Source organism: Chitiniphilus shinanonensis DSM 23277, from assembly GCF_000374805.1.
Classification (GTDB): Bacteria; Pseudomonadota; Gammaproteobacteria; order Burkholderiales; family Chitinibacteraceae; genus Chitiniphilus; species Chitiniphilus shinanonensis.
On the sequence record NZ_KB895339.1, the window covers coordinates 38,411 to 62,620 of the forward strand.

A 24,210-nucleotide genomic window follows, 5' to 3' on the forward strand; every position below is an offset into this window, starting at 1 on the left:
CATGATCCGCTTGCGCCCGCTCGTGCTCGCCCTTGCGCTGTTCGCCGCCGGCCCCGCGCCGGCCGCGGACGACGAGGTGACGCTCAATTTCGTCAACGCCGATCTCGAATCGACCATCAAGGCCGTGGGGATGATCACCGGGCGCAACTTCGTCCTCGACCCGCGGGTGAAGGGCACGGTGAACATCGTCTCCACCCAGCCGGTGAAGAAGAGCCAGGTCTATCCCATCCTGTTGTCCGCGCTGCGGCAGCAGGGGTTCGCCACGGTGGAGGCCGGCGGGGTGGTCAAGGTGGTGCCCGAGGCCGACGCCAAGCAGAACTACAGCGTGACCACCAAGCCCGGCTCCAAGGTGGCGGGCGACCGCATCGTCACCCAGGTGTATCCGCTGAAGTACGAATCGGCCAGCCAGCTGGTGCCGATCCTGCGGCCGCTGATCACGCCGAACAACGCCATCGCGGCGTATCCGGCCGGCAACACGCTGGTGATCACCGACTACGCCGACAACATCCAGCGCCTGAACCGGGTGATCGAGAGCATCGATCAGGCCCCCAGCCTGGACGTGTTCCCGGTCACGCTGAAGTACGCGTCCGCCGTGGATGTGGCGCAGACGCTGGCGCGGCTGCTGCCCGAGGTCAACGTGCAGGGCGTGAACCCGCCGACGCCGATCCCCGAGGGCGTGCGGCGCAGCGCGGTGGTGGCGGACATCCGCAGCAACGCGCTGCTGGTGCGCGCCGAGACGGCCGTCCACGCGCAGCAGATCCGCCGCCTGGTGGAGACGCTGGACCAGCCCGGCGCGGCCGGCGGCAACATCCACGTGATCTACCTGCGCAATGCCGAAGCGGTGAAGCTGGCCAACACGCTCAAGGGCATCCTCACCGGGCAGGACAGCGGCAACGCCTCGTCGGGCAGTGGTCTGTCGTCCACCCCGACCAGTTCGTCCGGCGGCGGCGTCACCACCGGCGGCAATACGCTGAATCTGTCGGCGACCGGCGCCAGCACCAGCACCGGCGGCGCCACGGCGCAGTCGGTGGCGACCAGCGTACAGCTGGGCGGCGCCACGGTGATGATCCAGGCCGACCCGATGACCAACTCGCTGATCATCACGGCCCCGGACAACATCTACAACAACCTGCGCTCGGTGGTGGACAAGCTCGACGTGCGTCGCGCCCAGGTCTACATCGAGGCGATGATCGCCGAGGTGAACGTCACCAAGACCGGCGAATTCGGCATCCAGTGGGTGCTGGGCGGGGGCAGCAACATCGTCGGCGTCGGCATGTCGGCGCTGGCGCCGGCCACCGCGGCCAACAACCTGGCCAACATCGCCAACAGCATCATCGCCGGCACGCCGACCGTGCCGTCCGGCTTCAACATCGGCGTGCTCAACGCCAACCCGCTCAAGGGCGAGACGCCGACGCTGGGCGTGCTGGCCACCGCGTTGCAACGCAGCGGCAACGCCAACATCCTGTCCACGCCCAACCTCATCACGCTGGACAACGAAGAGGCGAAGATCATGGTGGGGCAGAACATCCCCATCATCACCGGCACCCAGTCCTCCACCGGCAGCAACCCCAATCCGTTCACCACGGTGGAGCGCGAGGACATCGGTATCACGCTGAAGGTGAAGCCGCAGGTGTCCGAGGGCGGCAGCATCACGCTGAGCGTGTACCAGGAGGTGTCGAACATCGACAACACGGTGCAGACCGATGGCGCCGGCATCGCCACCAGCAAGCGCGCGATCGAGTCGCGGGTGCTGGTGGACGACGGCCAGATCCTGGTGCTGGGCGGGCTGATCGAGGATCGCCTGTCCAACGGGCAATCGCGCGTGCCGGGGCTGGGCGACATCCCCGGCCTGGGCCAGTTGTTCCGCTACGAATCGCGCGATTGGCAGAAGACCAACCTGATGATTTTCCTGCGGCCGTACATCCTGCGTGACGGCAAGGCCAGCGAGGCGTTGTCCAATTCGCGCTACCAGTACCTGAAAACCCAGCAGGAAGGCTTCCAGATCCCCGATCACCTGCTGCTGCCGACGCTGCCCAAGGTGCACCTGCCGGCCAACCTGCCGGCGCCCGGTCCGTTCCCGGTCGATCCGGCGCCGGCCGCGACGCCCGGCGTGCCGGACGCCTCCGCGCCGGCCGCTGCGGTGGTGCAATGAGCCGACTGGTTCCCTACCACTTCGCCCGCGATCGCGGGGTGGTGGACCTCGCGGCGGCCGATGGGTCGCTCGATGTGCTGATGAAGCGCGGCGGCGATCTGTCGGCGTTGTCCGAACTGCGCCGCGCGGCGGGGCAGCCGCTGAACGTGACGGTGCTGGAGGCGGCCGAGTACGACGCGCGCATCACCGCGCTGTTCAGCGACGGCGAGCGCGGCGGCAGCGCCACCGTGGTGGGCGACCTGGAAGACGATCTCGACCTGTCGCGCCTGGCGCAGGATATCCCCGAGGTCGAGGACCTGATGGAGGCCGCGGACGACGCGCCCATCATCCGCCTGATCAACGCGCTGCTGACCGAGGCGCTGCGCGAGAATGCCTCCGACCTGCATATCGAGCCGTTCGAGACGCGCTCGGTGGTGCGCTTCCGGGTCGATGGCCAGCTGCGCGACGTGATCGAGCCCAAGCGGGCACTGCACGCCGCGCTGGTGTCGCGGATCAAGGTGATGGCCGGTCTCGACATCGCCGAGAAGCGCCTGCCGCAGGATGGCCGCATCACGCTGCGCGTCGCCGGCCGCCCGGTGGACGTGCGGGTGTCCACCCTGCCCACCGGCCACGGCGAGCGCGCGGTGCTGCGCCTGCTGGACAAATCCGCCGGCCGCCTGAATCTGGAAAAGCTGGGCATGCCCGGCGATACGCTGGCGCGGCTGGAGGAACTGCTGGCGCAGCCGCACGGCATCATCCTGGTGACGGGCCCCACCGGCTCGGGCAAGACCACCACCCTCTACGCCGCGCTGTCGCGCATGGATGCCACCACCAGCAACATCATGACGGTGGAGGATCCGATCGAATACGACCTGGACGGCGTCGGCCAGACCCAGGTGAACCCGCGCATCGACATGAGTTTTTCGCGCGCCTTGCGCGCCATCCTGCGCCAGGACCCGGACGTGATCATGATCGGCGAGATCCGCGATCTGGAAACCGCGCAGATCGCGGTGCAGGCGTCGCTGACCGGCCACCTGGTGCTGGCGACGCTGCACACCAACGACGCGGCCAGCGCGGTGACGCGGCTGACCGACATGGGCATCGAGCCGTTCCTGCTGGCGTCGTCGCTGCTGGGGGTGCTGGCGCAGCGCCTGGGCCGACAGCTCTGCGCCGAATGCCGCGAGCCGTATCCGGCGGATGCGTCGGAACTGGCGGCGATGGGCGTTGCCGGCCCGGCGACGCTGTATCGCGCGGTGGGTTGCCCCGTCTGCCACGGCAACGGCTATCGCGGCCGCACGGGGGTCTACGAGCTGCTGACGGTCGACGAAGCGTTGCGCGGCAAGATCCACAATCAGGCCGCGGAGCAGGACATCAAGCAATACGCGCTGGCGCACGGCATGCTCAGCCTGCGGCAGGACGGGGTGCGCCGCATCCTGGCGGGCGATACCACGCTCGAGGAAATCTGGCGGGTAACGCGCGACGCGTAACGGCCGCGATGCCGGCTGTCGGCGCCGCGTCGCGCGGGAGCCAGCAGTCATCGGACACGGCGGATCTGCGTTGCGCCATAAGGTAGGTCCCCACGTGCATCCGTCTGCGATCGGTGCGATGATCTTCGGGATCGTACGCCCAGCCATGCCGATTGCCGGCCCGCCCTGAGGGGTGGCAAGCGGAGCAGCGTTGAGCGCTAGACTACGCCCTTACTTCAGTCGGTTGGCTCCATGGCCCTTCCTTCCTCACGCGAGCAACGCAGTGCGCTTCGGGTACCGATGAACTGCAAGGTCAAGATCCGCACCCTGGATTTCGGCCCTCCGTACTACGGCGAATGCATCGACCTCAGTGTGACCGGCATGACGATCCGCACGTCCTTCGTGCCGCGCCCGGACGAGGAGTTCGAGATCTTCGTGATGCCGCCCATGTCCGGCGCCGGCCCGCGCGATCCGTTGTCGGCCCGGGTGCGTGTGGTGCGCTGCCACGAAGTGGAGCGCGGCAAGCTCTACGAACTGGGGTTGTTCATCGTCCAGATACTGGCCTGAAAACATCAGGGCCGCCCTTTGGGCGGCCCTGATGTTTTGCAGGAGCGCTCTGGCCCGGATTACTTGGGCTGCTGGCGGATCACCGAGGTGGCGGTCGCGACCAAAGTGGCGATATCGCTGGCGTTGGTCGGCAACAGCATGGTGTTGCCTTGCTTGGCGATGTTGCTGAAAGCGGCCACGTATTGCTCGGCGATCTTCAGGTTGACCGCCTCGATACCACCTTCCAGTTCGATGGCATGGCCGACCGCGGCGATGGCTTCGGCGTTGGCGCGCGCCACCAGGCGCAGGGCTTCGGCTTCGCCGGTCGCCATGTTGATCTGCGCCTGCTTCTGGCCTTCCGATTCGTTGATGGCGGCCTGCATCTCGCCCTGCGAGCGCTGGATCGCGGCTTCGCGTTCGCCGCTGGCCAGGTTGATCTGCTCCTGGCGCACGCCTTCCGATTGGGCGATGCGGGCGCGCTTTTCCCGTTCGGCGGTGATCTGGGCCTGCATGGCGCGCAGGATTTCCGCCGGGGGCGTCAGATCCTTGATCTCGTAGCGCAGCACCTTCACGCCCCAGCTGGCGGCGGCGTCGTCCAGCGCCGACACCACGGCGCGGTTGATCTCATCGCGTTCCTCGAAGGTGCGGTCGAGCTCCAGCTTGCCGATCACCGAGCGCAACGTGGTCTGCGCCAGTTGGGTGATCGCCAGCACGTAGTCGCTGGAGCCGTAGGAGGCCAGCTTGGGATCGACCACCTGGAAGTAGAGGATGCCGTCCACCTGTAACTGCGTGTTGTCGCGCGTGATGCAGACCTGGCTGGGCACGTCGAGCGGGATTTCCTTCAGGTTGTGGCGATAGGCGATGCGGTCGACGAAGGGCACCACCACCCGCAGGCCCGGCTCCAGCACGTCGTGGAAGCGGCCCAGGCGTTCCCGGACCCACGCATTCTGCTGCGGAACGATCTTCAGTGTCTTGGCGATGAAGATCACGACGATGATGAACAGGACGATAGGAAAACCGAGGCTCATGGTGCGGGGGACTCCTGTTGGGATGAGGAAGAGCGGGGATAGGCCAGGTCGAGGATCAGCACGGCGCCGCGCTGGGCGACGATGCGCAGTTCGTCCTTGAGCGGGCCGGTCAGCGGCGGACGCAGTTCCGCGTCCCATTGGGTGCCGCGATGGCGGACCCGCGCCCGGCTGGCATCCAGCCATTGCTCCACCACGACGATATGGCCGATATCGAGCGATTGCTCCGGCGGCAGCCTGGCGGCCTGCTTGCGCTTCCATTGCTTGAGCGCGCCCAGGGCCACCAGGCTGAACAGCGCGGCGATGGCGATCTGGGCGGCCAGCGGTACCCCGCTCAGCGCGGCCAGGCCGCCGAATGCCGCACCAGCGGCGACGGCGAGCAGGTAGAAGGTGCCGGTCAGCATTTCCAGTCCGGCGAGGGCGAGGGCGGCGATCAGCCACCAGGTAACCGCGGACATACCGTAGCGTGCTCCGATGTAATGGATTCTCTGATATACCCGATCGCGGATGACAAGCCAATAAAAAAAGCGCGTCGCCAGGGACGCGCTTTTCATGACTCTGACCCAGATCAGGCTTTCAGGATTTTGACTCCGCCCATATAGGGTTGCAAGGCATCCGGCACGGTGACGCTGCCGTCGGCGTTCTGGTAGTTCTCCAGCACTGCGACCAGGGTGCGGCCGACCGCCAGCCCCGAGCCGTTCAGGGTATGCACCAGCTCGTTCTTGCCCGCGTCGTTCTTGAAGCGCGCCTGCATGCGGCGGGCCTGGAAGGCTTCGCAGTTGGAGCAACTGGAGATCTCGCGATAGGTGTCCTGCGCCGGCAGCCACACTTCGAGGTCGTAGGTCTTGGCGGCGGAGAAACCCATGTCGCCGGTGCACAGCGCCACCACGCGATAGGGCAGGCCGAGCTTTTGCAGGATGGCCTCGGCGTGGCCGACCATCTGCTCCAGCGCGTCGTACGATTGATCCGGCTGGGTGATCTGCACCATCTCGACCTTGTCGAACTGGTGCTGGCGGATCATGCCGCGCACGTCGCGCCCGTAGGAGCCGGCCTCCGAGCGGAAGCACGGCGAATGCGCGGTGAGCTTGATCGGCAGTTCCTCGGCCTTGAGGATCGAGTCGCGCACGGTATTGGTGAGCGAGATCTCCGAGGTGGAGATCAGGTACTGGGTATTGCCGTCCTCGCCGCCGCGCTCCACCCGGAACATGTCCTCGGCGAACTTGGGCAACTGGCCGGTGCCGTACAGGACTTCCGGATTAACGATGTAAGGCGTGTAGGTCTCGCTGTAGCCGTGCTCGTCGACCTGGGTGTTGATCATGAACTGCGCCAGCGCCCGATGCAGTCGCGCGATCTGCCCGCGCAGCAGGGTGAAGCGTGCGCCGGACAGCTTGGCTCCGGTTTCGAAATCCAGCCCCAGCGGGGTGCCGACGTCCACGTGATCCTTGACGGCGAAATCGAAGGCGCGCGGCGTGCCCCAGCGGCGGACTTCGACGTTGTCGCGCTCGTCGGTCCCGGTCGGGACGCTGTCGTGCGGCAGGTTCGGCACGCGCAGCAGCAGGTCGTTCAGCTTGTCCTGCAAGGCGCCGAGCGCGGTTTCGTTGGCCGACAGCTCGCCCTTGAGGTTCTCGACCTCGGCCAGGATCGGCGCGACATCCTCGCCGCGTGCCTTGGCCTGGCCGATCTGCTTGGACACGCTGTTGCGCTTGGCCTGGAGATCCTGCGTGGCGGTCTGGAGCGTCTTGCGTTCGGCTTCGAGCGCGGTGAATTCGTCGGCGGGGAAGGCGAAGCCGCGGGCGGCCAGGCGGGCGACGACGCCATCGAGGTCGTTGCGCAGCAGATTGATGTCGAGCATGGGTGGAGTCGGAGCGTTGTGAATCGTCGGATTTTACACGGCGCGCCAGCGGGAAGTGAACGTGGTCGCGCCGCTGGCGTGCCAACTGGCGTCAGTCGGGCTTGTGTTCGGCCAGCCAGGCCGCGTCCAGCTCGCGCAGGTGGCGCAGCTTCTCGGCGATCCTGCCTTCCAGGCCGCGCGGCGTGGGCTGGTAGAAGCTGACTTCCTCCAGCCCTTCGGGCAGGTAGGTTTCGCCGGCGGCGTACGCCTCGGGCTCGTCGTGCGCATAGCGGTAGTCGTGACCGTAGCCCAGCTCTTTCATCAGCTTGGTCGGCGCGTTGCGCAGGTGGACCGGCACCTCGCGGGAACGGTCGCTACCGACCAGCGCGCGGGCGGCCTTGTACGCCATGTAGCCGGCGTTGGACTTGGGGGCGATCGCCAGGTAGATCACCGCCTGGGCCAGCGCCAGCTCGCCCTCGGGGCTGCCCAGGCGCTCGTAGGTTTCGGCGGCGTCGTTGCAAAGCTGCATGGCGCGCGGATCGGCCAGGCCGATGTCCTCCCAGGCCATACGCACGATGCGTCGCGCCAGGTAGCGCGGATCCAGCCCGCCGTCGAGCATGCGGCTCAGCCAGTACAGCGCGCCATCCGGGCTGGAGCCGCGCACCGACTTGTGCAGCGCTGAAATCTGGTCGTAGAACGCATCGCCGCCCTTGTCGAAGCGACGGCTGTTCAGGGTCAGCGCGGCTTCGAGGAAGGCGGCGTCCAGCGTGGTGCGCCGCTCGGCCTGGGCGGCATTGGCGGCTTGCTCGACCAGATTGAGCAGACGGCGGGCGTCGCCGTCGGCATAGCCGATCAGGACATCGGCCGCGCTGGGCTCGAACACCAGGTCGGGGTAGCAGCGTTCGCGGGCACGCTCGACCAAGGTGGCGAGATCCTGCGCCGACAGCGGCTTGAGCACGTAGACCTGCGCGCGCGACAGCAGCGCGGCGTTGACCTCGAACGAGGGATTCTCGGTGGTGGCGCCGATGAAGGTGACCAGCCCCGATTCGACGAAGGGCAGGAAGGCATCCTGCTGGCTTTTGTTGAAGCGGTGTACTTCATCGACGAACAGGATGGTGCGTCGGCCCATGCCGCGCGCGGCCTGTGCCTGGTCCATCGCGGCGCGGATGTCCTTGACGCCCGAGAACACGGCGGACAAGGCAATGAACTCGGCGTCGAAGGCGCCGGTCAGCAGGCGCGCGAGCGTGGTCTTGCCGACGCCGGGCGGGCCCCAGAGGATCATCGAGTGGGGTTGGCCCGACGCGATGGCCAGCGTCAGCGGCTTGCCCGGCCCCAGCAGATGCTGTTGGCCCACGACCTCGCCGACGGTCTTGGGGCGCAGGCGTTCGGCGAGCGGCTCGTGGCGCTCGGCGTCGGCACTGAACAGGTCATTCCCGGACGACATCGACATCCTTCGGTGGCGTAAAGCGGAACAGCGACGCGTCGAGCCTGGCGTTGCGCTTCACCCCGTCGAAACGGATGCGGGTGAGCTGTTCGAAGCGGTCGACCAGTTCCATCTCGACCACCTGGCCATTCTTCAGACCGAGGCGAATGTTGGAAAAGCCGGCGTCTTCCTGGCGTGGCTTGGCTTCGAACCAATCCACGCCGTTCTTGGACGCCAGCGGCTTGATCAGGTAGTTCTTTTCCAGCGCGTTGTCGCCGGCCAGCAGCGCGGCGGGGCTGGATTCGAGCGCGTTGCCCATTGACTTGACGGTGGCCTGGCGCAGGTCGGGATCATACAGCCACACTTCGCTGCCATCACCGACGATCAATTGCTCATACGGCGTGGCATATGCCCAGCGGAACTTGCCCGGACGCTGGATCGCGAAATCGCCGGCGCTTTGCTGGGGTTTGCCCTTGTGCTGGGAAACGGTCTGGGTGAAGCGACCTTGCAGCGAGGTGGTGCCCGACAGTGCGCTCTTCAGCGCATCCAGGGTATCGGCATGGGCCAGGGGCGCGGCCAGCAAGGCTAACGGCAGGGCGAGGGTGGCAAGCAATGTCTTCATCGGAAGCGGGTTCTCCAGAAAGTAAAAAGCCCCGCCTGGGCGGGGCTTTCAGACCGAAAACCGATTACTTGGTTTCGGTGACTTCGCGGGTGCCGCGCACTTCGATTTCCACGCGACGATCCGGAGCCAGGCATTCGATCAGCTTGGCGCGCGGCTTCACCTTGTCGCAAGTGTCGCCGGTCACCGGTTCGCGCTTGCCGCGGGTTTCGGCGGAGATGCGGTCGGCCGGAGCGCCCTTGGAGATCAGGTAGTCCTGAACGGCCTTGGCACGACGATAGCCCAGTTCCTCGTTGTACTTGTCGGAACCGATGCGGTCGGTGTGGCCCACGACCACGGCGGCGCCTTCCTTCGGATCCAGGTTGGCGACTTCGTTGTACAGCTGATCCAGCGCATCCTTGCCGGACGGCTTCAGTACCGACTTGTTGAAGTCGAACAGCACTTCGGCCTGCAGGGTGAACTTCTTGGTGCTCACGGTCGGGGCCGGAGCCGGGGCGGGAGCGGCCGGAGCCGGGGCGGGAGCCGCGGCGGCAACGGGTTCGACATAGCCCGGGCAACCCTTGACGGCCTTGTCCTTGGTCCAGCTGCTGGTTTGCCAGCATTCGCCGATGCTGTTCTTCACCACGCCTTCCGGATTGGCGGCGCTGACGGTGGTGGAGTTGGTCAGGTATGCATCGGTTGCTGCAAAGGCGGGGGCAGCGGCGCCCAGGGTGGCGGCTACAGCCAGAGACGTCAGAGTTTGTTTGAGCGACAGCATAGTTTTTTCTCCTAGTAGGTTTCGTTGTGAGCCCGGGAAAACATAGCAACCCATAACTTAGCCAATTGATTGTAGGGCTGAACAGTAAGTTCCATCCAATCAATCAGTAACGTTGCATATTCTAGTGTCTTAACTTTCGCGTATGCAAATGAAGCCACCGTGAATTTTCCGACGCCCCTAAGCAAAATTGGAGTGGTACAGGGTGCGTGTTAAACTCCTTACCTTATTAGCAGATAGTCCTCCTTGTTGCACGTTCCTGTGTCAAGGTGCCGTTCCAGCCTCTCCGCACGAGCCCGAGCTCGTCGTCAATGGTCCTAGAAGATGTCCGAACAAAGCAGCTTCGCCAAAGAAACGATCCCAGTCAGCCTCGAAGAGGAAATGCGCCGTTCCTATCTCGATTACGCGATGAGCGTCATCGTAGGGCGGGCCCTGCCCGATGTGCGTGACGGTTTGAAACCGGTCCATCGGCGCATTCTGTTTGCGATGCACGAGAGTAACAATGTCTGGAACCGACCGTATGTGAAATGCGCACGGGTGATCGGGGACGTGCTCGGTAAATACCATCCGCACGGCGACGCCGCGGCATACGAGGCGTTGGTGCGGATGGCGCAGGATTTCTCGCTGCGCTACCCGCTGATCGACGGGCAGGGCAACTTCGGTTCCATCGACGGCGATTCGCCGGCGGCCTATCGGTATACCGAGTGCCGCCTGGCGCGCGTATCCAGCGAGTTGCTGGCCGACATCGACAAGGAAACCGTCGATTTCGCGCCGAACTACGACGAGAAGGAACTCGAACCCACCGTCCTGCCCACGCGCATTCCCAACCTGTTGATCAACGGTTCTTCGGGCATCGCGGTGGGGATGGCGACCAATATCCCGCCGCATAACCTGGCGGAAGTCATCGACGGCAGCCTGGCATTGCTGGCCAATCCCGAAATGGGCGTGGACGAGCTGATCGAGCTGATCCCCGCGCCCGACTTCCCCACCGCCGGCATCATCTACGGCATCCATGGCGTGCGTGAAGGCTATCGCACCGGCCGCGGTCGCGTGGTGATGCGCGCGCGCTGTCACTTCGAGGACGTGCCGCGCAGCAACGATCGCCAGATGATCGTGGTGGACGAACTGCCGTACCAGGTCAACAAGGCCAAGCTGCTGGAGCGCATCGGCGAGCTGGTGCGCGAGAAGATCATCGACGGCATTTCCGAGATCCGCGACGAATCCGACCGCTCGGGCATGCGCGTGGTCATCGAGCTGAAGCGCAGCGAAATGCCCGACGTGGTGCTGAACAACCTGTACAAGCACACCCAACTGCAGGACAGCTTCGGCATCAACATGGTGGCGCTGGTCGACGGCCAGCCGCGCCTGCTGAACCTGAAGCAGGTGCTGGAGTGCTTCCTGCGCCATCGCCGCGAGGTCATCAACCGCCGTACCGTGTTCGAACTGCGCAAGGCGCGTGAACGCGGTCACATCCTGGAAGGTCTGGCCGTCGCGCTGTCCAACGTCGACGAGATCATCGCGCTGATCAAGGCCGCCGCCACGCCGCCGGAAGCCAAGGCTGGGCTGATGGGGCGCGCCTGGCGCTCCGAACTGGTGGAGGACATGCTGGCGCGCACCGATTCGTCCGCGTCGCGGCCCGACGGCCTGCTCGAGGAGTTCGGCCTGCATGCCGACGGCTATCGGTTGTCCGACGCCCAGGCGCAGGCCATCCTGGAGCTGCGCCTGCAACGCCTGACCGGGTTGGAGCAGGACAAGATCGTCGCCGAATACCGCGACGTGATGGAGCGGATCCTCGACCTGCTGGACATCCTGGCCACGCCGGAACGCGTCACCCAGTTGATCGCCGACGAATTGAATCAGGTGAAGGAACAGTATGGCGACGTCCGCCGTTCCGAGATCGTCGCCCACGGCGAAGACCTGTGCATCGAGGACCTGATCACTCCGCAGGACATGGTGGTCACGCTGACCCACAGCGGCTACATGAAGGCCACGCCGGTCGACGAATACGCGGCCCAGCGCCGCGGCGGACGCGGCAAGCAGGCGGCGGCGACCAAGGACGACGATTTCATCGACCAGCTGTTCGTCGCCAACACGCATAACTATATTCTGTGCTTCTCGTCGTTCGGCCGCGTGTACTGGCTGAAGGTGTACGAGCTGCCGCAGGGCGGCCGCACCAGTCGCGGCAAGCCCATCGTCAACCTGCTGCCGTTGCAGGAAGGCGAGAAGATCAGCGCCGTGCTGCCGGTGAAGGAATTCCGCGAGGACCAGTGCGTGTTCATGGCGACCGCGCGCGGCACGGTGAAGAAGACCTCGCTGGTCGATTATTCGCGCCCGATGAAGAAGGGCATCATCGCCATCAATATCGAAGACGGCGACGACCTGATCGGCGTGGCGCTGACCCAGCAAGGCGACCAGGTGATGCTGTTCTCCAACGCCGGCAAATCGGTGCGCTTCGTCGAGACCGACGTGCGGGCGATGGGCCGCGCTGCGACCGGCGTGCGCGGCATGCAGTTGCAGGAAGGCCAGCGCGTGATTTCGCTGCTGGTCGCGGCGGACGATCAGCAGCAGGTGCTGACGGCCACCGAGAACGGCTACGGCAAGCGTACCCCGATCGGCGACTATCGCCTGACCAGTCGCGGCACCCAGGGCGTGATCGCCATCGATACCGGCGAGCGCAACGGCCAGCTGGTCGCGGCGACGCTGGTCGAGGAAAGCGACCACTTGATGCTGATCACCACCGGCGGCGTGCTGATCCGCACCCGCGTGGCGGAGATCCGCGAAACCGGCCGCGCCGCGCAGGGCGTGCGACTGATCAACCTGGACGAAGGCGAGAAGCTGTCCGGGCTGGAGAAGCTGGCCGAGAGCGACGAAGAGGACGAAGGCGCCCCCGAGGGCGAGCAGGGCGAAGCGTCGACCGGCGACGGCGACCAGACCGTGGACTGATCCGGCAGGAGACAACATGGCCGTGACCAACCCCAAGATGTTCGAGCAGCTGTGGCGCTGGTTCATGGACCTGCCGCACTGCAAAGTGCTCGGCATCGAGTACGTCGGCGCCGAGGAGGGCGTGGTCGAACTGCGGCTGCCGTACTCCGAGGGCATCGTCGGCAACCCCGAGACCGGCGTGGTGCACGGCGGCGCCGTGACCACGCTGATCGACACCACCAGCGGCACCTGCATCTACACGCTGTTGCAGGAGGCCGAGGCCGTCGCCACGCTCGACCTGCGCATCGACTACCTGCGTCCCGCGATCCCGGGCGAGGACATCGTCTGCCGCGCCGAATGCTATCGGTTGACCGACCAGATCGCCTTTACCCGGGCCGTGGCCTACCAGCGCGAACGCGAGGTCGCCCACGGCGTCGGCACCTTCATGCGGACCAAGGCGGGGAACGGGGCATGACGCACGAGGAAATGAAACACTGCTGGGAAACCGCTCGCGCCAGCGGTGATTACCACGCGCTGATGCAGGCCATTCCCTATGCCCGCACCATCGGCATGACCATGGAAGAAGTCGACGGCCAGTTGCGCTTCACCCTGCCGTTCCGGCAATCCAACATCGGCAACGTGCTGTTGCCGGCGCTGCACGGCGGCGTGATCGGCGGCTTCCTGGAGAACGTGGCGATCTTCACCCTGCTGGCGTCGCACGAAACGCGCAGCGTGCCCAAGGTGGTGGATTTCTCCATCGATTACCTGCGCAGCGGTCGCCCGCAGGATCTGTCCGGCCGTTGCGAGATCGTGCGCCAGGGCAAGCGGGTGGCCAATGTGCAACTGATGGCCTGGCAGGACGACCCCGACAAGCCCATCGCCTCCGCGCGGGCGCACTTCCTGCTGGCGTGACGCGATTTCCCGATTTGCCTGCCGCGCCGCGTGCAGGGGCAAGACCACAGAAGGACACACGATGACCCAGGTATACAACTTCAGCTCCGGCCCCGCGGTCCTGCCGCGCGAAGTGATGCTGGCGGCGCAGGCCGAGTTCACCGACTGGCACGGCACCGGCATGAGCGTGATGGAGATGAGCCATCGCGGCCGCGAGTTCACCCAGATCATCACCGAGGCCGAGGCCGACCTGCGCAAGCTGCTGGGCGTGCCGTCCGGCTACAAGATCCTGTTCATGCAGGGGGGCGCGCACTTCCAGTTCGCCCAGGTGCCGCTCAACCTGGCGCAGCAGGACGACACCGTCGATTTCGTCGATACCGGCCACTGGTCCAAGATCGCCATCAAGGAAGCCCGGCGCTACGCCAGCGTGCAGATCATCGCCAGCGGCGACGGTTCGGGCATCCCGGACGAGGCCGCTTGGCAGCGCAGCAAGGGCGCGGCCTACCTGCACTACTGCTCGAACGAGACCATCGGCGGCGTCGAATTCCCCTTCATCCCGCAATCGGACGTGCCGCTGGTGTGCGACATGTCGTCCAACATCCTGTCGCGCCCGCTCGACGTTTCGAAGTTCGGCCTGATCTATGCCGGCGCCCAGAAGAACATCGGCCCGTCGGGCCTGACCCTGGTGATCGTGCGCGAAGACCTGCTCGGCCGCGCCCGGGCCGGCACACCGACCATGCTCGACTACCAGGTCCACGCCGAAGCCGATTCGCTGTACAACACCCCGCCCACCTACGCCATCTACATGGCCGGGCTGGTGTTCAAGTGGCTGCTGGAGCGCGGCGGCCTGAGCGGCATCGAGCAACACAACATCGAGAAGGCGTCGATGCTCTACGAAACGCTGGACGCCTCCGGCTTCTATACCTGCCCGGTGGAGCGCCCGTACCGTTCGCGCATGAATGTCCCGTTCCGCCTGGCCGACGAGCGCCTGGACGACCCCTTCCTGGAAGGGGCCAAGGCGCGCGGCCTGCTGCAACTGAAGGGGCACCGCTCGGTGGGCGGCATGCGGGCGTCGATCTACAACGCCATGCCGCTCGAAGGCGTGAAGGCGCTGTGCGACTACCTGCGCGAATTCGTCAGGACCCACGGCTGATCGCCATGCGCGGCCGGCCAACGCTGGCCGCGATCCACAGGGAGTAGGGGATGGCAGGACAAGGTTCCGGCGGCAACGTATTGGCCGCCCTTGCAAGTTTCTTCATACCGGGGCTGGGGCAGCTGTTGCAGGGCCGCCCGTTGATCGCCCTGCTGATGTTCGTGCTCGCCGGCGTGCTGTGGTTCATCCTGCTGGGATGGATCATCCACCTGTGGTCGATCATCGACGCCGCGCGTTTCGAGCCCAACAAATAAATCATCATGTCCGAACAACAACTCAAACAGCATCGTGATGCCATCGACGGCATCGACGCCCGCATCCTGGAACTGTTGAACGATCGGGCGCGGCATGCGCGCACCATCGGCGAAATCAAGGGCGGAGGCGTGGTCTACCGGCCCGAGCGCGAAGCCCAGGTGCTGGCGCGCCTCAAGAGCCTGAACACCGGGCCGTTGTCCGACGAGACCGTGGCCAAGCTGTTCCGCGAGGTGATGTCCGCCTGCCTGGCGCTGGAGCGCCCGCTGACCATTGCCTTCCTCGGCCCCGAGGGCACCTTCAGCCAAGCCGCCGCGATCAAGCATTTCGGCCATGCCGCGGCCACCACCGCCTGTATTTCCATCGACGAGGCGTTCCGCAGCGTCGAGGCCGGGGCCGCCGACTACGTGGTCGCGCCGGTGGAGAACTCCACCGAAGGCGCGGTCGGCCGCACGCTGGACCTGATGGTCAACACCTCGCTGCATATCTGCGGCGAAGTGGTGCTGCGCATCCATCACCACCTGCTGCGGTTGGGCGAGAGCAAGGACGGCATCAAGCGCGTCTACTCGCACGCCCAGAGCCTGGGGCAGTGCCACGAATGGTTGAATCGCAACCTGCCGGCCGAAGTGGAGCGCATCTCGGTCGCCAGCAATGCCGAGGCCGCGCGCCTGGCCAGCCTGGACCCCAGCGCCGCCGCCATCGCCGGCGACGCCGCGGCCGAGAAGTTCGGCCTGACCAAGCTGGCGCAGAACATCGAGGACGAGCCCAACAACACCACGCGCTTCCTGGTGCTGGGACGGCAGGAAACCACGCCGTCGGGCCGCGATCGCACCTCGCTGGTGATCTCGGCGCCCAATCGCCCGGGTGCGCTGCATGCGCTGGTCGAGCCGCTGGCGCGGCACAACGTGTCGATGACCAAATTCGAATCGCGTCCCAGCCGCACCGGTTTATGGGAATACCTGTTCTTCGTCGATGTCGAGGGCCACGTGGCCGAGACCAAGGTGCAGCAGGCGCTGGAGGAACTGCGGCGCGACGCGGCCTTCGTCAAGGTGCTGGGCAGCTACCCGCAGGCGGTGCTGTAGCGGTCGGCAAGCCGGCCTGATGTGCGAATCTGGAGCGGTTGGCAAAAACCTGCGTAGCGGTTCCGGCAAGAAGCGCGAAACGCGGACAGTGCCAAGCAGTACGGCAAGTGAGGTCCGGCGCCACGCGCGACGCGGCCAGCAGGGTTTTGTTAGTCGCTCTTGGTGGGCAGCGCAGGCTGCCCACGTGTTTTGGAGTCTTCCATGCAGAAAGTCGTCGTGTTCTGCGGTGCCCGCCACGGCGCCGACCCGATCTTCACCCAGGCCGCGCAGGCACTGGGCACCGCCCTGGCCGCCAGTGGCCGCACCCTGGTATACGGGGGCGGCCATGTCGGGCTGATGGGCGTACTGGCCGACGCCGTGCTGGATGCGGGTGGACAGGCCATCGGCGTGATCCCGCACTTCATGGTCGAGCGCGAGCTGGCGCACGGCGGGCTGACCGAGCTGGTGGTGGTCGATTCCATGCATACCCGCAAGGCGCGCATGGCCGAGCTGGGCGACGCCTTCGTCGCCATGCCCGGCGGCTTCGGCACGCTGGACGAGCTGTTCGAGATCCTGACCTGGGCGCAGATCGGGCTGCACGGCAAGCCGGTGGGCCTGCTCAATACCGGCGGCTATTTCGATTCGCTGCTCGACTTCATGCGCAACGCGGCCAGCCAGGGCTTCGTCAATCCGGCGGAAGTGGAGCGCCTGGTGCTGGCCAGCGAGCCCGATACCCTGTTGCAGGCGCTGGCGGCGATCCCGGTCGCCGACGCCCGGTGGCGCCGCGCCGAACTGCGCAGCCGCAGCTGAGCATTGCGCCGGCGCGCCGCTTTCCTTACCGTTGCCATCTTCCACCGTTCACTCCTGGAATCGCCATGTCGCTGCAAGACCTCGCTCCCTCGTACATCCGGGCCATCGCGCCTTATCAACCGGGCAAGCCGATCTCGGAACTGGCCCGCGAAATGAACCTGGAGCCGGAGGACATCGTCAAGCTGGCGTCCAACGAGAACCCGCTGGGCATGAGCCCGATGGCGCGCGCCGCGATCGAGCGCACGCTGCCGGAGCTGGCGCGCTACCCGGACGGCAACGGCTTTGAACTGAAAGCCAAGATCGCGCAGCGCTTCGGCGTATCGGCCGGCAGCATCGTGCTGGGCAACGGCTCCAACGACATCCTCGAACTGGTCGCCCGCGCCTTCCTCACCCCCGCGGATTCGTCGGTGTATTCCGAATACGCGTTCGCGGTGTACCCGCTGGTGGTGCAGGCCTGTGGTTCGCAGGGGATCGAGGTACGCGCCGTCGATTACGGCCACGACCTGGAAGCGATGCGCGCGGCGATCCGCCCTGACACCAAGGTGGTGTGGATCGCCAACCCCAACAACCCGACCGGCACGCTGGCGCGGCCCGGCGACCTGATCGAATTCCTGGAACAGTGCCCGCCGCAGGTGCTGGTGGTGCTGGACGAGGCCTACACCGAATTCCTGCCGCGCGAGAAGCGCAGCGATTCGATCCAGTGGCTGCAACGCTTCCCCAACCTGATCGTGGTGCGTACCTTCTCCAAAGCCTACGGCCTGGCGGGCCTGCGTGTCGGCTTCGGGCTGGCCAGCCCGGAAGTGGCCGACATCCTCAACCGGGTGCGCCAGCCGTTCAACGTCAACCTGCTGGCCCAGGCCGCCGCCTGCGCCGCGCTGGACGACACCGTGTTCCTGGCCGATTCGCTGCGGGTGAACAACGAAGGCATGAAGCAACTGACCGATGCGTTCGTGCGCCTGGGGCTGAGCTTCATCCCCAGCTGCGGCAACTTCGTGACCTTCCATTGCGGCGACGCCGCCGGGCTCAACCGCTTCATGCTGCAACGTGGCGTGATCGTGCGCCCGCTGGCCGGCTATCGCATGCCCGATTCGCTGCGGGTGTCGATCGGCCTGCCGGAGGAGAACGCGCGCTTCATCGCGGTGCTGGAGGAAGCGCTGGGCGATTGATCCGCCGGGCTTCCATAAAAAAAGGCCGGTTGCGAACCGGCCTTTTTTATTGTCGCGGCAACTACTGCGCCGCCTCGATCCTGGACACCTCCACCAGCGGCAGGCGTGGCGGCTGGGCTTCGCGCACCAGCACGCCGGTCACCTTCACCCGCTGCCGCTGCAATGCCGCAGCCTGCTCCGACGGCACCTTGGACAACTGGTACTGCGCATCGTCGGTCTGCAGCACCTGCTGAATGTGCGGCGCGTTGCCCTTGAGCAGCAGCGTGCCGAACAGCGTCACGGCCCGGTCCGGACCGGCCTGGGCGCAGGCGCCCAGGACCAGCATCAGCGGCAGCAGCCAGCGGCCCAGTCGCATCATTGATTCTCCATGGTTTGTATCACCACACTCAGCGTGGTGTTGATCGGCACCGGCACCACTTCCTTGTAGACGCCGTTGGCGGGGGCGCGGCGGACCGGGAACAGCGCGTAGGGCTTCAGCACCGACGGCCGCGTGGTCGGCCAGCGGACCGCGAAGTCGAAGTCGGGCCCATTGACTGCCGGCAGGGTGAAGCCTTGCTCCTGGCGCAGCGGCAGGCCGAAGCCGGCTGGCACGCCGGTGGCCGGCAACAGCGCGGCCATGGTGCTCCAGCGGCGCAGCGCCTCGGCAAAGCCGGGGCCGCCGGCCTGGCGGATCGCATCGTCGAGCACCACCAGCGAATCGGTCGACGACCGGTTGCGCAACAGGCCCTTGTAGAAATCGATGCCGTACTGGCGCAGCAGGTAGCCGCCGAAGCTGGCGGCGATGGAATAGCTGAAGCACGGGGTATTCGGCTCGCCGTTCCAGTCGGGGTAGCTGCAATTGTTCAGGCCGCTGTTCAGCCAGTCGGCGAAGCTGGCGTCGCGCAACGAGTTGAAGGTGGGATCGAGGTTCAGCCCGATGATGTCCTCGGTCATCAGCGCCGTCGATTCCTCCAGGAAGGTCTCGAAGTCGTAGAACGCGCTGGAGTTCGGGTCGGACATCAGCACGCCGCGCTGGTAGAAGTTGATCATGTGGGTGAGCTCGTGCCCGAGCGTGCTCAGCTGGATCTGCACACCTTCCTCACCGGGGGCCCAGTAGACGGTCTCGGTATCCATATAGAACGACAGCGATTCGTTGCTGTATTCGCCGTACTGCACGCTGGGGTCGACGAAGAAGTTATTGTTCGACCAGAAGTAGCCGATCATCCCGTAGGGCCGGTTGTTGCGGTCGAAGTTGACGAACACGATGTCCAGTTCCTGGTTGGCCGGGATCAGCAGGTCGGGATAGCTGTGCGGCCCCCATGGCTGGCCGGCGAGTCTGGTCACCATCGAATACACCGACTGACTGCCCACGGCGAAGCGCTGGGCGAACTGCTCGACCCGCGCCGCGCTGAACTTGCTGTCGCCATACTCGCTGTCCTCCACCCAGATATTGACCACGCGACCGTCGTCGGCGGTGACCTTGCGTTGCAGCGTGGCGGTGCGGGTGGTGATGGAGTTGTCGTTCTGCGAGATGAACCAGTCGCGCTTGTCGTTGACCGCGGCCGAGTGGGGCGCGGCGGCCAGCAGGCGGCGCGATGCCAGCGCCCGCGACGGCGCGCTGCCCATGCGCGCCTTGGCGTCGAAATTGCGCACCATGCTCGGAATCCGGTTGGCTCGACTGTCGGCGGTGTCCTCGGCGAACGCTGCCACGGCCGCCGCGCGCGGCGTCGGGGCGAAGTCGGCGGCCGGTGGTGCTGGTAGCGACACTGGCATGCCGCCCTGGTTGGTGTAGATCAGCGTGACGGTCGATCGATCGTTCAGCCCGGCAATCGAAATCGGCACATTGACCTGGCCATTGGTGGTGTTGGTGTAGCGCCACAGGCCGACGCCGCTGCCGGCATAGGTACCGGCGTCGGTGGCCTGACAGTTGGCGCCGCTGCAATCCACGCTCAACGCGGCCCCCGTGGTGGGCGGCAGGCCGGGATCTCCACCGCCTCCGCCCCCACCCCCGCCGCCACCACATCCGAGCAGCACGGCGCTGAGCAGGGTGGTGAACAGGAGGGTGCGATAGCTTGTCGACTGGCCTTGCTTCATGGTTTCCCCGGTACGGTGATTGTGGGGCCCGGCCCCGGCGTCGCGGCCGGTTTTGAACCCGTTGTTTTGCAGAATGTAGCACCTGTGGGGTTTCTTTTTGCATGGAACGAGGGAAAACACGTACTTGGTCGTCGGGTTTGTCTCATTGGTTTGGGCGTGACCATGCACGCGGAGGGCGGCGGATCGTATGGGGGAGGCGCTCATCGTTCCGACGATGTTCTCGGCCATCGTTGCCATGGTCTCCTCCAGGAAAGGGGGCGCTGTGGTGGTCTTTGTGGGAGGGAACGCGATGCCGCGGCCACCGACTTTCGATGCGGCGGCCCGTGCGTAGGAATGCAGTAATGGGCCGTTTGCGATGGAAAGGGTAATGTAAACAGCTGTTGGTTCGTGCTGGTGAATGCACCAAATATGATATGGCTCAACTGAAACAACCTGACAATTGTCAAGCGCCAATTTGCCGCCCGCTTTACAAATTGCCAGCTCACGTCGGTTTTTGCTTTCGGAAGTCACACGTTGATTGGATGTGGCTGGCATTTTGAGATTACGATTTGTGCCAGCCATGCCCTCCGATTATGCTCGTCGCACCACCCCCATCCGGTTACCCGCAGTGCTCCAGAATTTCTTCCGTCGCGCCAAGGAGTTTTATCGCGAGAACCGCCTTGCCTGGCGCATGGTGGCGGCGGTCATTGCCATCAGCCTGCTGGTCACCGCCTCGCTGACGGTGATCCTGGTCCGGATCGAATATCAACGCAGCATCGCCCGCATCGAAGCCGATCTCGACACGCTGTCCAGCAGCGTGCGGCCGCAGCTGGCGGTGAATCTCTGGCTGGTGAACACCGAGGCGGTGCGTACCCAGTTGCATTCGCTGTTGCAGACCAAGGTGGTGGGCTGGGCGCGGCTGGTCGAGCCGGACGGCACCCGTTACGAGGTGGGCCAGTTGCCGGAGAACCGCGAGCTGATCCGCAAGCGCTACATCGTCGAATACGAACACCCGCTGACCCATCGCAATGTGCCGCTCGGCGAGCTGGAACTGGTCAACACCCTGGACGGCCTGCAGGCGCAATTGCTGGCGCAGCTGGGCCGCATTCTGCTGCTGCTCGGGCTGGGCATGATGAGCGCGGCGCTGTGCTTCCTCTGGCTGTATCACCGATTGATCGCGCGTCACCTGTCGCACATCGCCGAGTACACCCGCCGCTTCGACTACGAACGCATGATGGCGCCGCTGGTGCTGGCGCGGCAGAAGCGCGGCATGGACGAATTGCAGACGCTGACCGACGCCATCAACACCATGCGGCGCAACCTGCTGATCGGCAACGCGCAGCGCGACGAGGCGCAGCAGGCGATGCTGCGCGAGAAGGAGCTGGCCGAAGTCACGCTGCGCTCGGTGGCCGACGCCATCGTCACCACCACCGCCGACGGGCGCGTCAAGCTGCTCAATACCGCGGCCGAGAAGCTGATCGGCTGGACTTTCGCCGAAGCGCGCGGCCGGCCGATCACCGAGATCGTGGTCACGCTGGACGATACCGGCGAGGCCGACTTCGCCTCGCTGCTGCACCTGGCGCGGGTCGGCGCGCTGCCGCCGGGAGCGGTCAAGACCACCATCACCAATCGCCATGGCGAGCACTACCGCGTCGAGATGGCCATCGTGCAGATCGGCGATGCCGAGGGCGGCATGGGCTACGTGGTCGCCCTGCACGACATCAGCGCCGCCGAGGCGCTGACCGCGCGGCTGGCCTACCAGGCGATGCACGACGAACTGACCGGCCTGACCAATCGGCGCGGCTTCATGACCGCGCTGGCCACCGCGCGCGATCTGGTGCAGGAGTACGACGAGGCGCGGGTGGTGATGCAGCTCGACCTCGACCAGTTCAAGCTGGTCAACGATACCTGCGGGCATCAGGCCGGCGACGAGCTGTTGCGGCAACTGGCGCAGCAGTTCCGCGACGTGATCTCTTCCAACGTGCTGGTCGGCCGCCTGGGCGGCGACGAATTCGGCTTCCTGCTCGATACCGCCGACGAGGCGCAGGCCCAGCAGGCGGCCAGCGACGTGCTGCTGGCGCTGGAGCAGTACCGCTTCGTCTGGGGCGACCGGCCGTTCGTGGTCACCGGCAGCATGGGCTTGGTGCGGATGGACCGCGAGGTCTGCAATCCGCAGGAAGTGATGAGCCGCGCCGACGTCGCCTGCTACGCCGCCAAGGAGGCCGGGCGCAACCGCTTCGCCTGGTATCGCGGCGCCGAGGAGAACCTGGAGGCGCGCCACAACGAGCTGCAATTGCTGGCCACGTTGCGGCAGGCTGCCGAGCAGGATTGGTTCCGCCTGTACTTCCAGCCCATCGTCCCGGCGCGCCCGGGGCGCGGCACCCGCCATCACGAGGTGCTGCTGCGGCTGGTGGATGAGCACGGCAAGGTGATCCCGCCGGGGGCGTTCATTCCCGCCGCCGAGCGCTACGACCTGATGGCGACCATCGACCGCTGGGTGATCGCGCATACGCTGAAGGTGCTGCGCGACGAAGGGCCGCATATCCAGCTGTCGGTCAACCTGTCCGGCAAATCGCTCAACCGGCAGACCCTGGCCTTCGTGCTGGAGCGGCTGGAGGAAACCCAGGTGACGCCGTCGCAGCTGTGTTTCGAGATCACCGAGACCAGCGCCATCGCCAACATCCAGGAATCCACGCAGTTCATCGAGGCGTTGCGCCAGCGCGGCTGCCGTTTCGCGCTGGACGACTTCGGCAGCGGTTTCTCGTCGTTCACCTACCTGAAGACACTGCCGGTGGACTACCTCAAGATCGACGGCAGCCTGATCCGCGATGTGGTGCACGACGATGTCAGCCGGCAGATGGTGATCGCGGTGAACCGCATCGCCCACGCCATGGGGCGGCAGACCATCGCCGAGTACGTCGAGAGCGAGGACATCGCCCGCGCGCTGCGCGAGATCGGCGTCGATTTCCTGCAGGGCTACCACATCGGCATGCCCGAGCCGGTGCTCGATCCGGCGCCCACGCCGGGCAACGGCACCACCGGCTTCTACTGAGCGGCGCCGGCCGCTTGCTGGCGGCATCGCCTTCGCCCACGAAAAAGACCCCGCAGCGCGGGGTCTTTGCTTTGGCTTGGCGGGCCGGTCAGTTCAGCCGCTGCCAGGTCTCGGTGCGGGTGTTGAAGAACCCCGATTCGATATAGGCGCGCTCGATCAGGCCGCGCCCACGCAGGATCGCCAGCCCCTTTTCCAGGGCCTCGGCCGCTTGCGCACCGTTCGGCGCCAGGCGGCTGACGAACAGGTGCCGGCTGCCCTGCAGGCCCACCTTTACCTTGGGAATCGGCAGGAAGCGCTGGCTGCCCACCTGGAGCGACATGTCCGGCGTGGCCTGGAACGGTGCCAGCAGCACGTCGGCGCGTTGCTTGGCCACCATGCCCACCATCGAATCCCAGCTTTGCGTCATCAACACGTTGGCCATGCCCAGCCCTTGCAGCGTCGCCACGTCAGGGCGCCAGCTGTCCGCCACCACGGCGGTCAGTTTCTGCACCTTGGCCAGGCTGTCGGCGGCCAGCGCCTTCTGGTTGCCGGGGGCGGTGTAGAGGCCGGCCTCGAATTCGCCTTGGCGGATCAGCGGTGGGCTGATGTAGATCTTGTCCTTGATCTCCTGCAGGTCGACCAGCCAGGCCGTGTTGCCGCCCAGCGTGGCGGTGCCGGACAGGATTTCGCGCAGGAAGCGGCTGTACGAATCGCTACTGTGGTCCACCTTCACCAGCTTGATCGGCTGGCGCAGGCCGCCCAGGTGCAGCGCCTGCTGGGTCAGCACCAGTTCCACCACGTCGCGGCGCGAACCAGGGCCGGAAAAATGGGTCAAGGTCAGCGGGTCGCGCTTGCCGATGAAGCGGATGTAGTCGTTGTAGACATCCTGCTGGGTCAGGATGGTGATGCTCTGTTCGGCGCGCGCGCCCGGCAGCCACGCAAGGGCCAGGCCGGCGAGCAGGCCCAGACAGAAGCGCCGGCGCAACGGGTTGAGGGGTGTCGGTTTCATATGCTTTAGTTGTCCTCCGTATCCAACATCACGATGATCGCGTCTCCCCGGGAACGAGACAATGGCTG

The 24,210-nt window shown here is 65.9% G+C and carries 21 protein-coding genes; 12 read left to right on the forward strand and 9 right to left on the reverse strand.

Annotated features, from left to right (window positions below; all coding sequences use genetic code 11):
- Window position 1 precedes the first annotated feature (1 nt).
- The 3 genes from gspD (at window position 2) to C556_RS0107325 (ending at window position 4,164) form a co-directional block, all read left to right on the forward strand.
- On the forward strand, window positions 2–2,152 hold the full coding sequence (gspD, locus tag C556_RS0107315; protein ID WP_018747587.1) for a type II secretion system secretin GspD: 2,151 nt from the start codon (window positions 2–4) through the stop codon (window positions 2,150–2,152).
- Window positions 2,149–3,618 carry a type II secretion system ATPase GspE gene (gene gspE, locus C556_RS0107320; protein ID WP_018747588.1) on the forward strand — a complete coding sequence of 490 codons (1,470 nt, stop codon included), beginning with the start codon at window positions 2,149–2,151 and terminating at the stop codon, window positions 3,616–3,618. Before gspD ends, gspE begins: the two co-directional genes overlap by 4 nt.
- Before the next feature lie 231 nt (window positions 3,619–3,849).
- Window positions 3,850–4,164, forward strand: coding sequence for a PilZ domain-containing protein (locus C556_RS0107325; protein ID WP_083930469.1), 315 nt, complete (start codon window positions 3,850–3,852; stop codon window positions 4,162–4,164).
- A gap of 59 nt (window positions 4,165–4,223) precedes the next feature.
- Here the strand turns inward: C556_RS0107325 and C556_RS0107330 are convergent, their stop codons facing one another.
- The 6 genes from C556_RS0107330 to C556_RS24070 all read right to left on the reverse strand — a co-directional run bounded on the left by C556_RS0107330 (window position 4,224) and on the right by C556_RS24070 (window position 9,798).
- A complete protein-coding gene (locus C556_RS0107330) occupies window positions 4,224–5,171 on the reverse strand; it encodes an SPFH domain-containing protein (RefSeq protein WP_018747590.1) in 948 nt (315 codons plus the stop codon).
- Window positions 5,168–5,626, reverse strand: a complete 459-nt coding sequence (locus C556_RS19710; protein WP_018747591.1) for an NfeD family protein — start codon at window positions 5,624–5,626, stop codon at window positions 5,168–5,170. Before C556_RS19710 ends, C556_RS0107330 begins: the two co-directional genes overlap by 4 nt.
- A gap of 110 nt (window positions 5,627–5,736) precedes the next feature.
- Window positions 5,737–7,020 (reverse strand): serine--tRNA ligase, encoded by a 1,284-nt coding sequence (gene serS / locus C556_RS0107340; protein WP_018747592.1) that lies wholly within the window; start codon window positions 7,018–7,020, stop codon window positions 5,737–5,739.
- Window positions 7,021–7,111: 91 nt separating this feature from the next.
- Complete coding sequence (locus C556_RS0107345) at window positions 7,112–8,443, reverse strand: replication-associated recombination protein A (protein ID WP_018747593.1); 1,332 nt, start codon at window positions 8,441–8,443, stop codon at window positions 7,112–7,114.
- Complete coding sequence (lolA, locus tag C556_RS0107350; protein ID WP_040430715.1) at window positions 8,427–9,044, reverse strand: outer membrane lipoprotein periplasmic chaperone LolA; 618 nt, start codon at window positions 9,042–9,044, stop codon at window positions 8,427–8,429. The genes C556_RS0107345 and lolA overlap by 17 nt, the downstream gene beginning before the upstream one ends.
- A 64-nt stretch (window positions 9,045–9,108) precedes the next feature.
- Window positions 9,109–9,798, reverse strand: a complete 690-nt coding sequence (locus tag C556_RS24070) for an OmpA family protein (protein ID WP_018747595.1) — start codon at window positions 9,796–9,798, stop codon at window positions 9,109–9,111.
- 321 nt (window positions 9,799–10,119) lie between these two features.
- Here C556_RS24070 and gyrA point away from each other — a divergent pair, with 321 nt between their 5' ends.
- The 8 genes from gyrA (at window position 10,120) to hisC (ending at window position 18,050) form a co-directional block, all read left to right on the forward strand.
- Window positions 10,120–12,738 carry a DNA gyrase subunit A gene (gyrA, locus tag C556_RS0107360; RefSeq protein ID WP_026262887.1) on the forward strand — a complete coding sequence of 873 codons (2,619 nt, stop codon included), beginning with the start codon at window positions 10,120–10,122 and terminating at the stop codon, window positions 12,736–12,738.
- A 16-nt stretch (window positions 12,739–12,754) separates the two neighbouring features.
- The gene (locus C556_RS0107365) at window positions 12,755–13,192 is read left to right on the forward strand and encodes a PaaI family thioesterase (RefSeq protein WP_018747597.1); all 438 of its coding nucleotides are present in this window, start codon (window positions 12,755–12,757) and stop codon (window positions 13,190–13,192) included.
- Window positions 13,189–13,629, forward strand: coding sequence for a PaaI family thioesterase (locus tag C556_RS0107370; RefSeq protein ID WP_018747598.1), 441 nt, complete (start codon window positions 13,189–13,191; stop codon window positions 13,627–13,629). Before C556_RS0107365 ends, C556_RS0107370 begins: the two co-directional genes overlap by 4 nt.
- A gap of 61 nt (window positions 13,630–13,690) precedes the next feature.
- Complete coding sequence (gene serC, locus C556_RS0107375) at window positions 13,691–14,761, forward strand: 3-phosphoserine/phosphohydroxythreonine transaminase (RefSeq protein ID WP_018747599.1); 1,071 nt, start codon at window positions 13,691–13,693, stop codon at window positions 14,759–14,761.
- A 50-nt stretch (window positions 14,762–14,811) separates the two neighbouring features.
- Entirely contained in the window at window positions 14,812–15,015 is a 204-nt protein-coding gene (locus tag C556_RS0107380) for a hypothetical protein (protein ID WP_018747600.1), read from the forward strand.
- 6 nt (window positions 15,016–15,021) lie between these two features.
- On the forward strand, window positions 15,022–16,095 hold the full coding sequence (gene pheA / locus C556_RS0107385) for a prephenate dehydratase (RefSeq protein ID WP_018747601.1): 1,074 nt from the start codon (window positions 15,022–15,024) through the stop codon (window positions 16,093–16,095).
- Window positions 16,096–16,296: 201 nt separating this feature from the next.
- Window positions 16,297–16,884, forward strand: coding sequence for an LOG family protein (locus C556_RS19720; RefSeq protein WP_018747602.1), 588 nt, complete (start codon window positions 16,297–16,299; stop codon window positions 16,882–16,884).
- A gap of 65 nt (window positions 16,885–16,949) precedes the next feature.
- Window positions 16,950–18,050, forward strand: a complete 1,101-nt coding sequence (hisC, locus tag C556_RS0107395) for a histidinol-phosphate transaminase (RefSeq protein ID WP_018747603.1) — start codon at window positions 16,950–16,952, stop codon at window positions 18,048–18,050.
- A gap of 61 nt (window positions 18,051–18,111) precedes the next feature.
- Here the strand turns inward: hisC and C556_RS0107400 are convergent, their stop codons facing one another.
- Together C556_RS0107400 and C556_RS0107405 are read right to left on the reverse strand one after the other, a co-directional pair.
- On the reverse strand, window positions 18,112–18,408 hold the full coding sequence (locus tag C556_RS0107400) for a hypothetical protein (RefSeq protein WP_018747604.1): 297 nt from the start codon (window positions 18,406–18,408) through the stop codon (window positions 18,112–18,114).
- Window positions 18,405–20,123: a M30 family zinc metallopeptidase gene (locus C556_RS0107405; protein ID WP_026262890.1), complete on the reverse strand. Its 1,719-nt coding sequence runs from the start codon at window positions 20,121–20,123 to the stop codon at window positions 18,405–18,407. Before C556_RS0107405 ends, C556_RS0107400 begins: the two co-directional genes overlap by 4 nt.
- Before the next feature lie 607 nt (window positions 20,124–20,730).
- Between C556_RS0107405 and C556_RS19725 the strand changes: the two genes are divergently transcribed.
- A complete protein-coding gene (locus tag C556_RS19725) occupies window positions 20,731–23,154 on the forward strand; it encodes an EAL domain-containing protein (RefSeq protein ID WP_169338604.1) in 2,424 nt (807 codons plus the stop codon).
- Window positions 23,155–23,242: 88 nt separating this feature from the next.
- Here C556_RS19725 and C556_RS0107420 read toward each other — a convergent pair whose 3' ends face one another.
- Window positions 23,243–24,142 carry a hypothetical protein gene (locus tag C556_RS0107420; RefSeq protein ID WP_051083218.1) on the reverse strand — a complete coding sequence of 300 codons (900 nt, stop codon included), beginning with the start codon at window positions 24,140–24,142 and terminating at the stop codon, window positions 23,243–23,245.
- Between the last annotated feature and the right edge of the window lie 68 nt (window positions 24,143–24,210).

What these genes read in the sequence shown, in the direction of transcription:
- gspD (WP_018747587.1), top strand. Translation starts at nt 2, where the DNA reads ATGATCCGCTTGCGCCCGCTCGTGCTCGCCCTTGCGCTGTTCGCCGCC.
- gspE (WP_018747588.1), top strand. Translation starts at nt 2,149, where the DNA reads ATGAGCCGACTGGTTCCCTACCACTTCGCCCGCGATCGCGGGGTGGTG.
- C556_RS0107325 (WP_083930469.1), top strand. Translation starts at nt 3,850, where the DNA reads ATGGCCCTTCCTTCCTCACGCGAGCAACGCAGTGCGCTTCGGGTACCG.
- C556_RS0107330 (WP_018747590.1), bottom strand. Translation starts at nt 5,171, where the DNA reads ATGAGCCTCGGTTTTCCTATCGTCCTGTTCATCATCGTCGTGATCTTC.
- C556_RS19710 (WP_018747591.1), bottom strand. Translation starts at nt 5,626, where the DNA reads ATGTCCGCGGTTACCTGGTGGCTGATCGCCGCCCTCGCCCTCGCCGGA.
- serS (WP_018747592.1), bottom strand. Translation starts at nt 7,020, where the DNA reads ATGCTCGACATCAATCTGCTGCGCAACGACCTCGATGGCGTCGTCGCC.
- C556_RS0107345 (WP_018747593.1), bottom strand. Translation starts at nt 8,443, where the DNA reads ATGTCGTCCGGGAATGACCTGTTCAGTGCCGACGCCGAGCGCCACGAG.
- lolA (WP_040430715.1), bottom strand. Translation starts at nt 9,044, where the DNA reads ATGAAGACATTGCTTGCCACCCTCGCCCTGCCGTTAGCCTTGCTGGCC.
- C556_RS24070 (WP_018747595.1), bottom strand. Translation starts at nt 9,798, where the DNA reads ATGCTGTCGCTCAAACAAACTCTGACGTCTCTGGCTGTAGCCGCCACC.
- gyrA (WP_026262887.1), top strand. Translation starts at nt 10,120, where the DNA reads ATGTCCGAACAAAGCAGCTTCGCCAAAGAAACGATCCCAGTCAGCCTC.
- C556_RS0107365 (WP_018747597.1), top strand. Translation starts at nt 12,755, where the DNA reads ATGGCCGTGACCAACCCCAAGATGTTCGAGCAGCTGTGGCGCTGGTTC.
- C556_RS0107370 (WP_018747598.1), top strand. Translation starts at nt 13,189, where the DNA reads ATGACGCACGAGGAAATGAAACACTGCTGGGAAACCGCTCGCGCCAGC.
- serC (WP_018747599.1), top strand. Translation starts at nt 13,691, where the DNA reads ATGACCCAGGTATACAACTTCAGCTCCGGCCCCGCGGTCCTGCCGCGC.
- C556_RS0107380 (WP_018747600.1), top strand. Translation starts at nt 14,812, where the DNA reads ATGGCAGGACAAGGTTCCGGCGGCAACGTATTGGCCGCCCTTGCAAGT.
- pheA (WP_018747601.1), top strand. Translation starts at nt 15,022, where the DNA reads ATGTCCGAACAACAACTCAAACAGCATCGTGATGCCATCGACGGCATC.
- C556_RS19720 (WP_018747602.1), top strand. Translation starts at nt 16,297, where the DNA reads ATGCAGAAAGTCGTCGTGTTCTGCGGTGCCCGCCACGGCGCCGACCCG.
- hisC (WP_018747603.1), top strand. Translation starts at nt 16,950, where the DNA reads ATGTCGCTGCAAGACCTCGCTCCCTCGTACATCCGGGCCATCGCGCCT.
- C556_RS0107400 (WP_018747604.1), bottom strand. Translation starts at nt 18,408, where the DNA reads ATGATGCGACTGGGCCGCTGGCTGCTGCCGCTGATGCTGGTCCTGGGC.
- C556_RS0107405 (WP_026262890.1), bottom strand. Translation starts at nt 20,123, where the DNA reads ATGAAGCAAGGCCAGTCGACAAGCTATCGCACCCTCCTGTTCACCACC.
- C556_RS0107420 (WP_051083218.1), bottom strand. Translation starts at nt 24,142, where the DNA reads ATGAAACCGACACCCCTCAACCCGTTGCGCCGGCGCTTCTGTCTGGGC.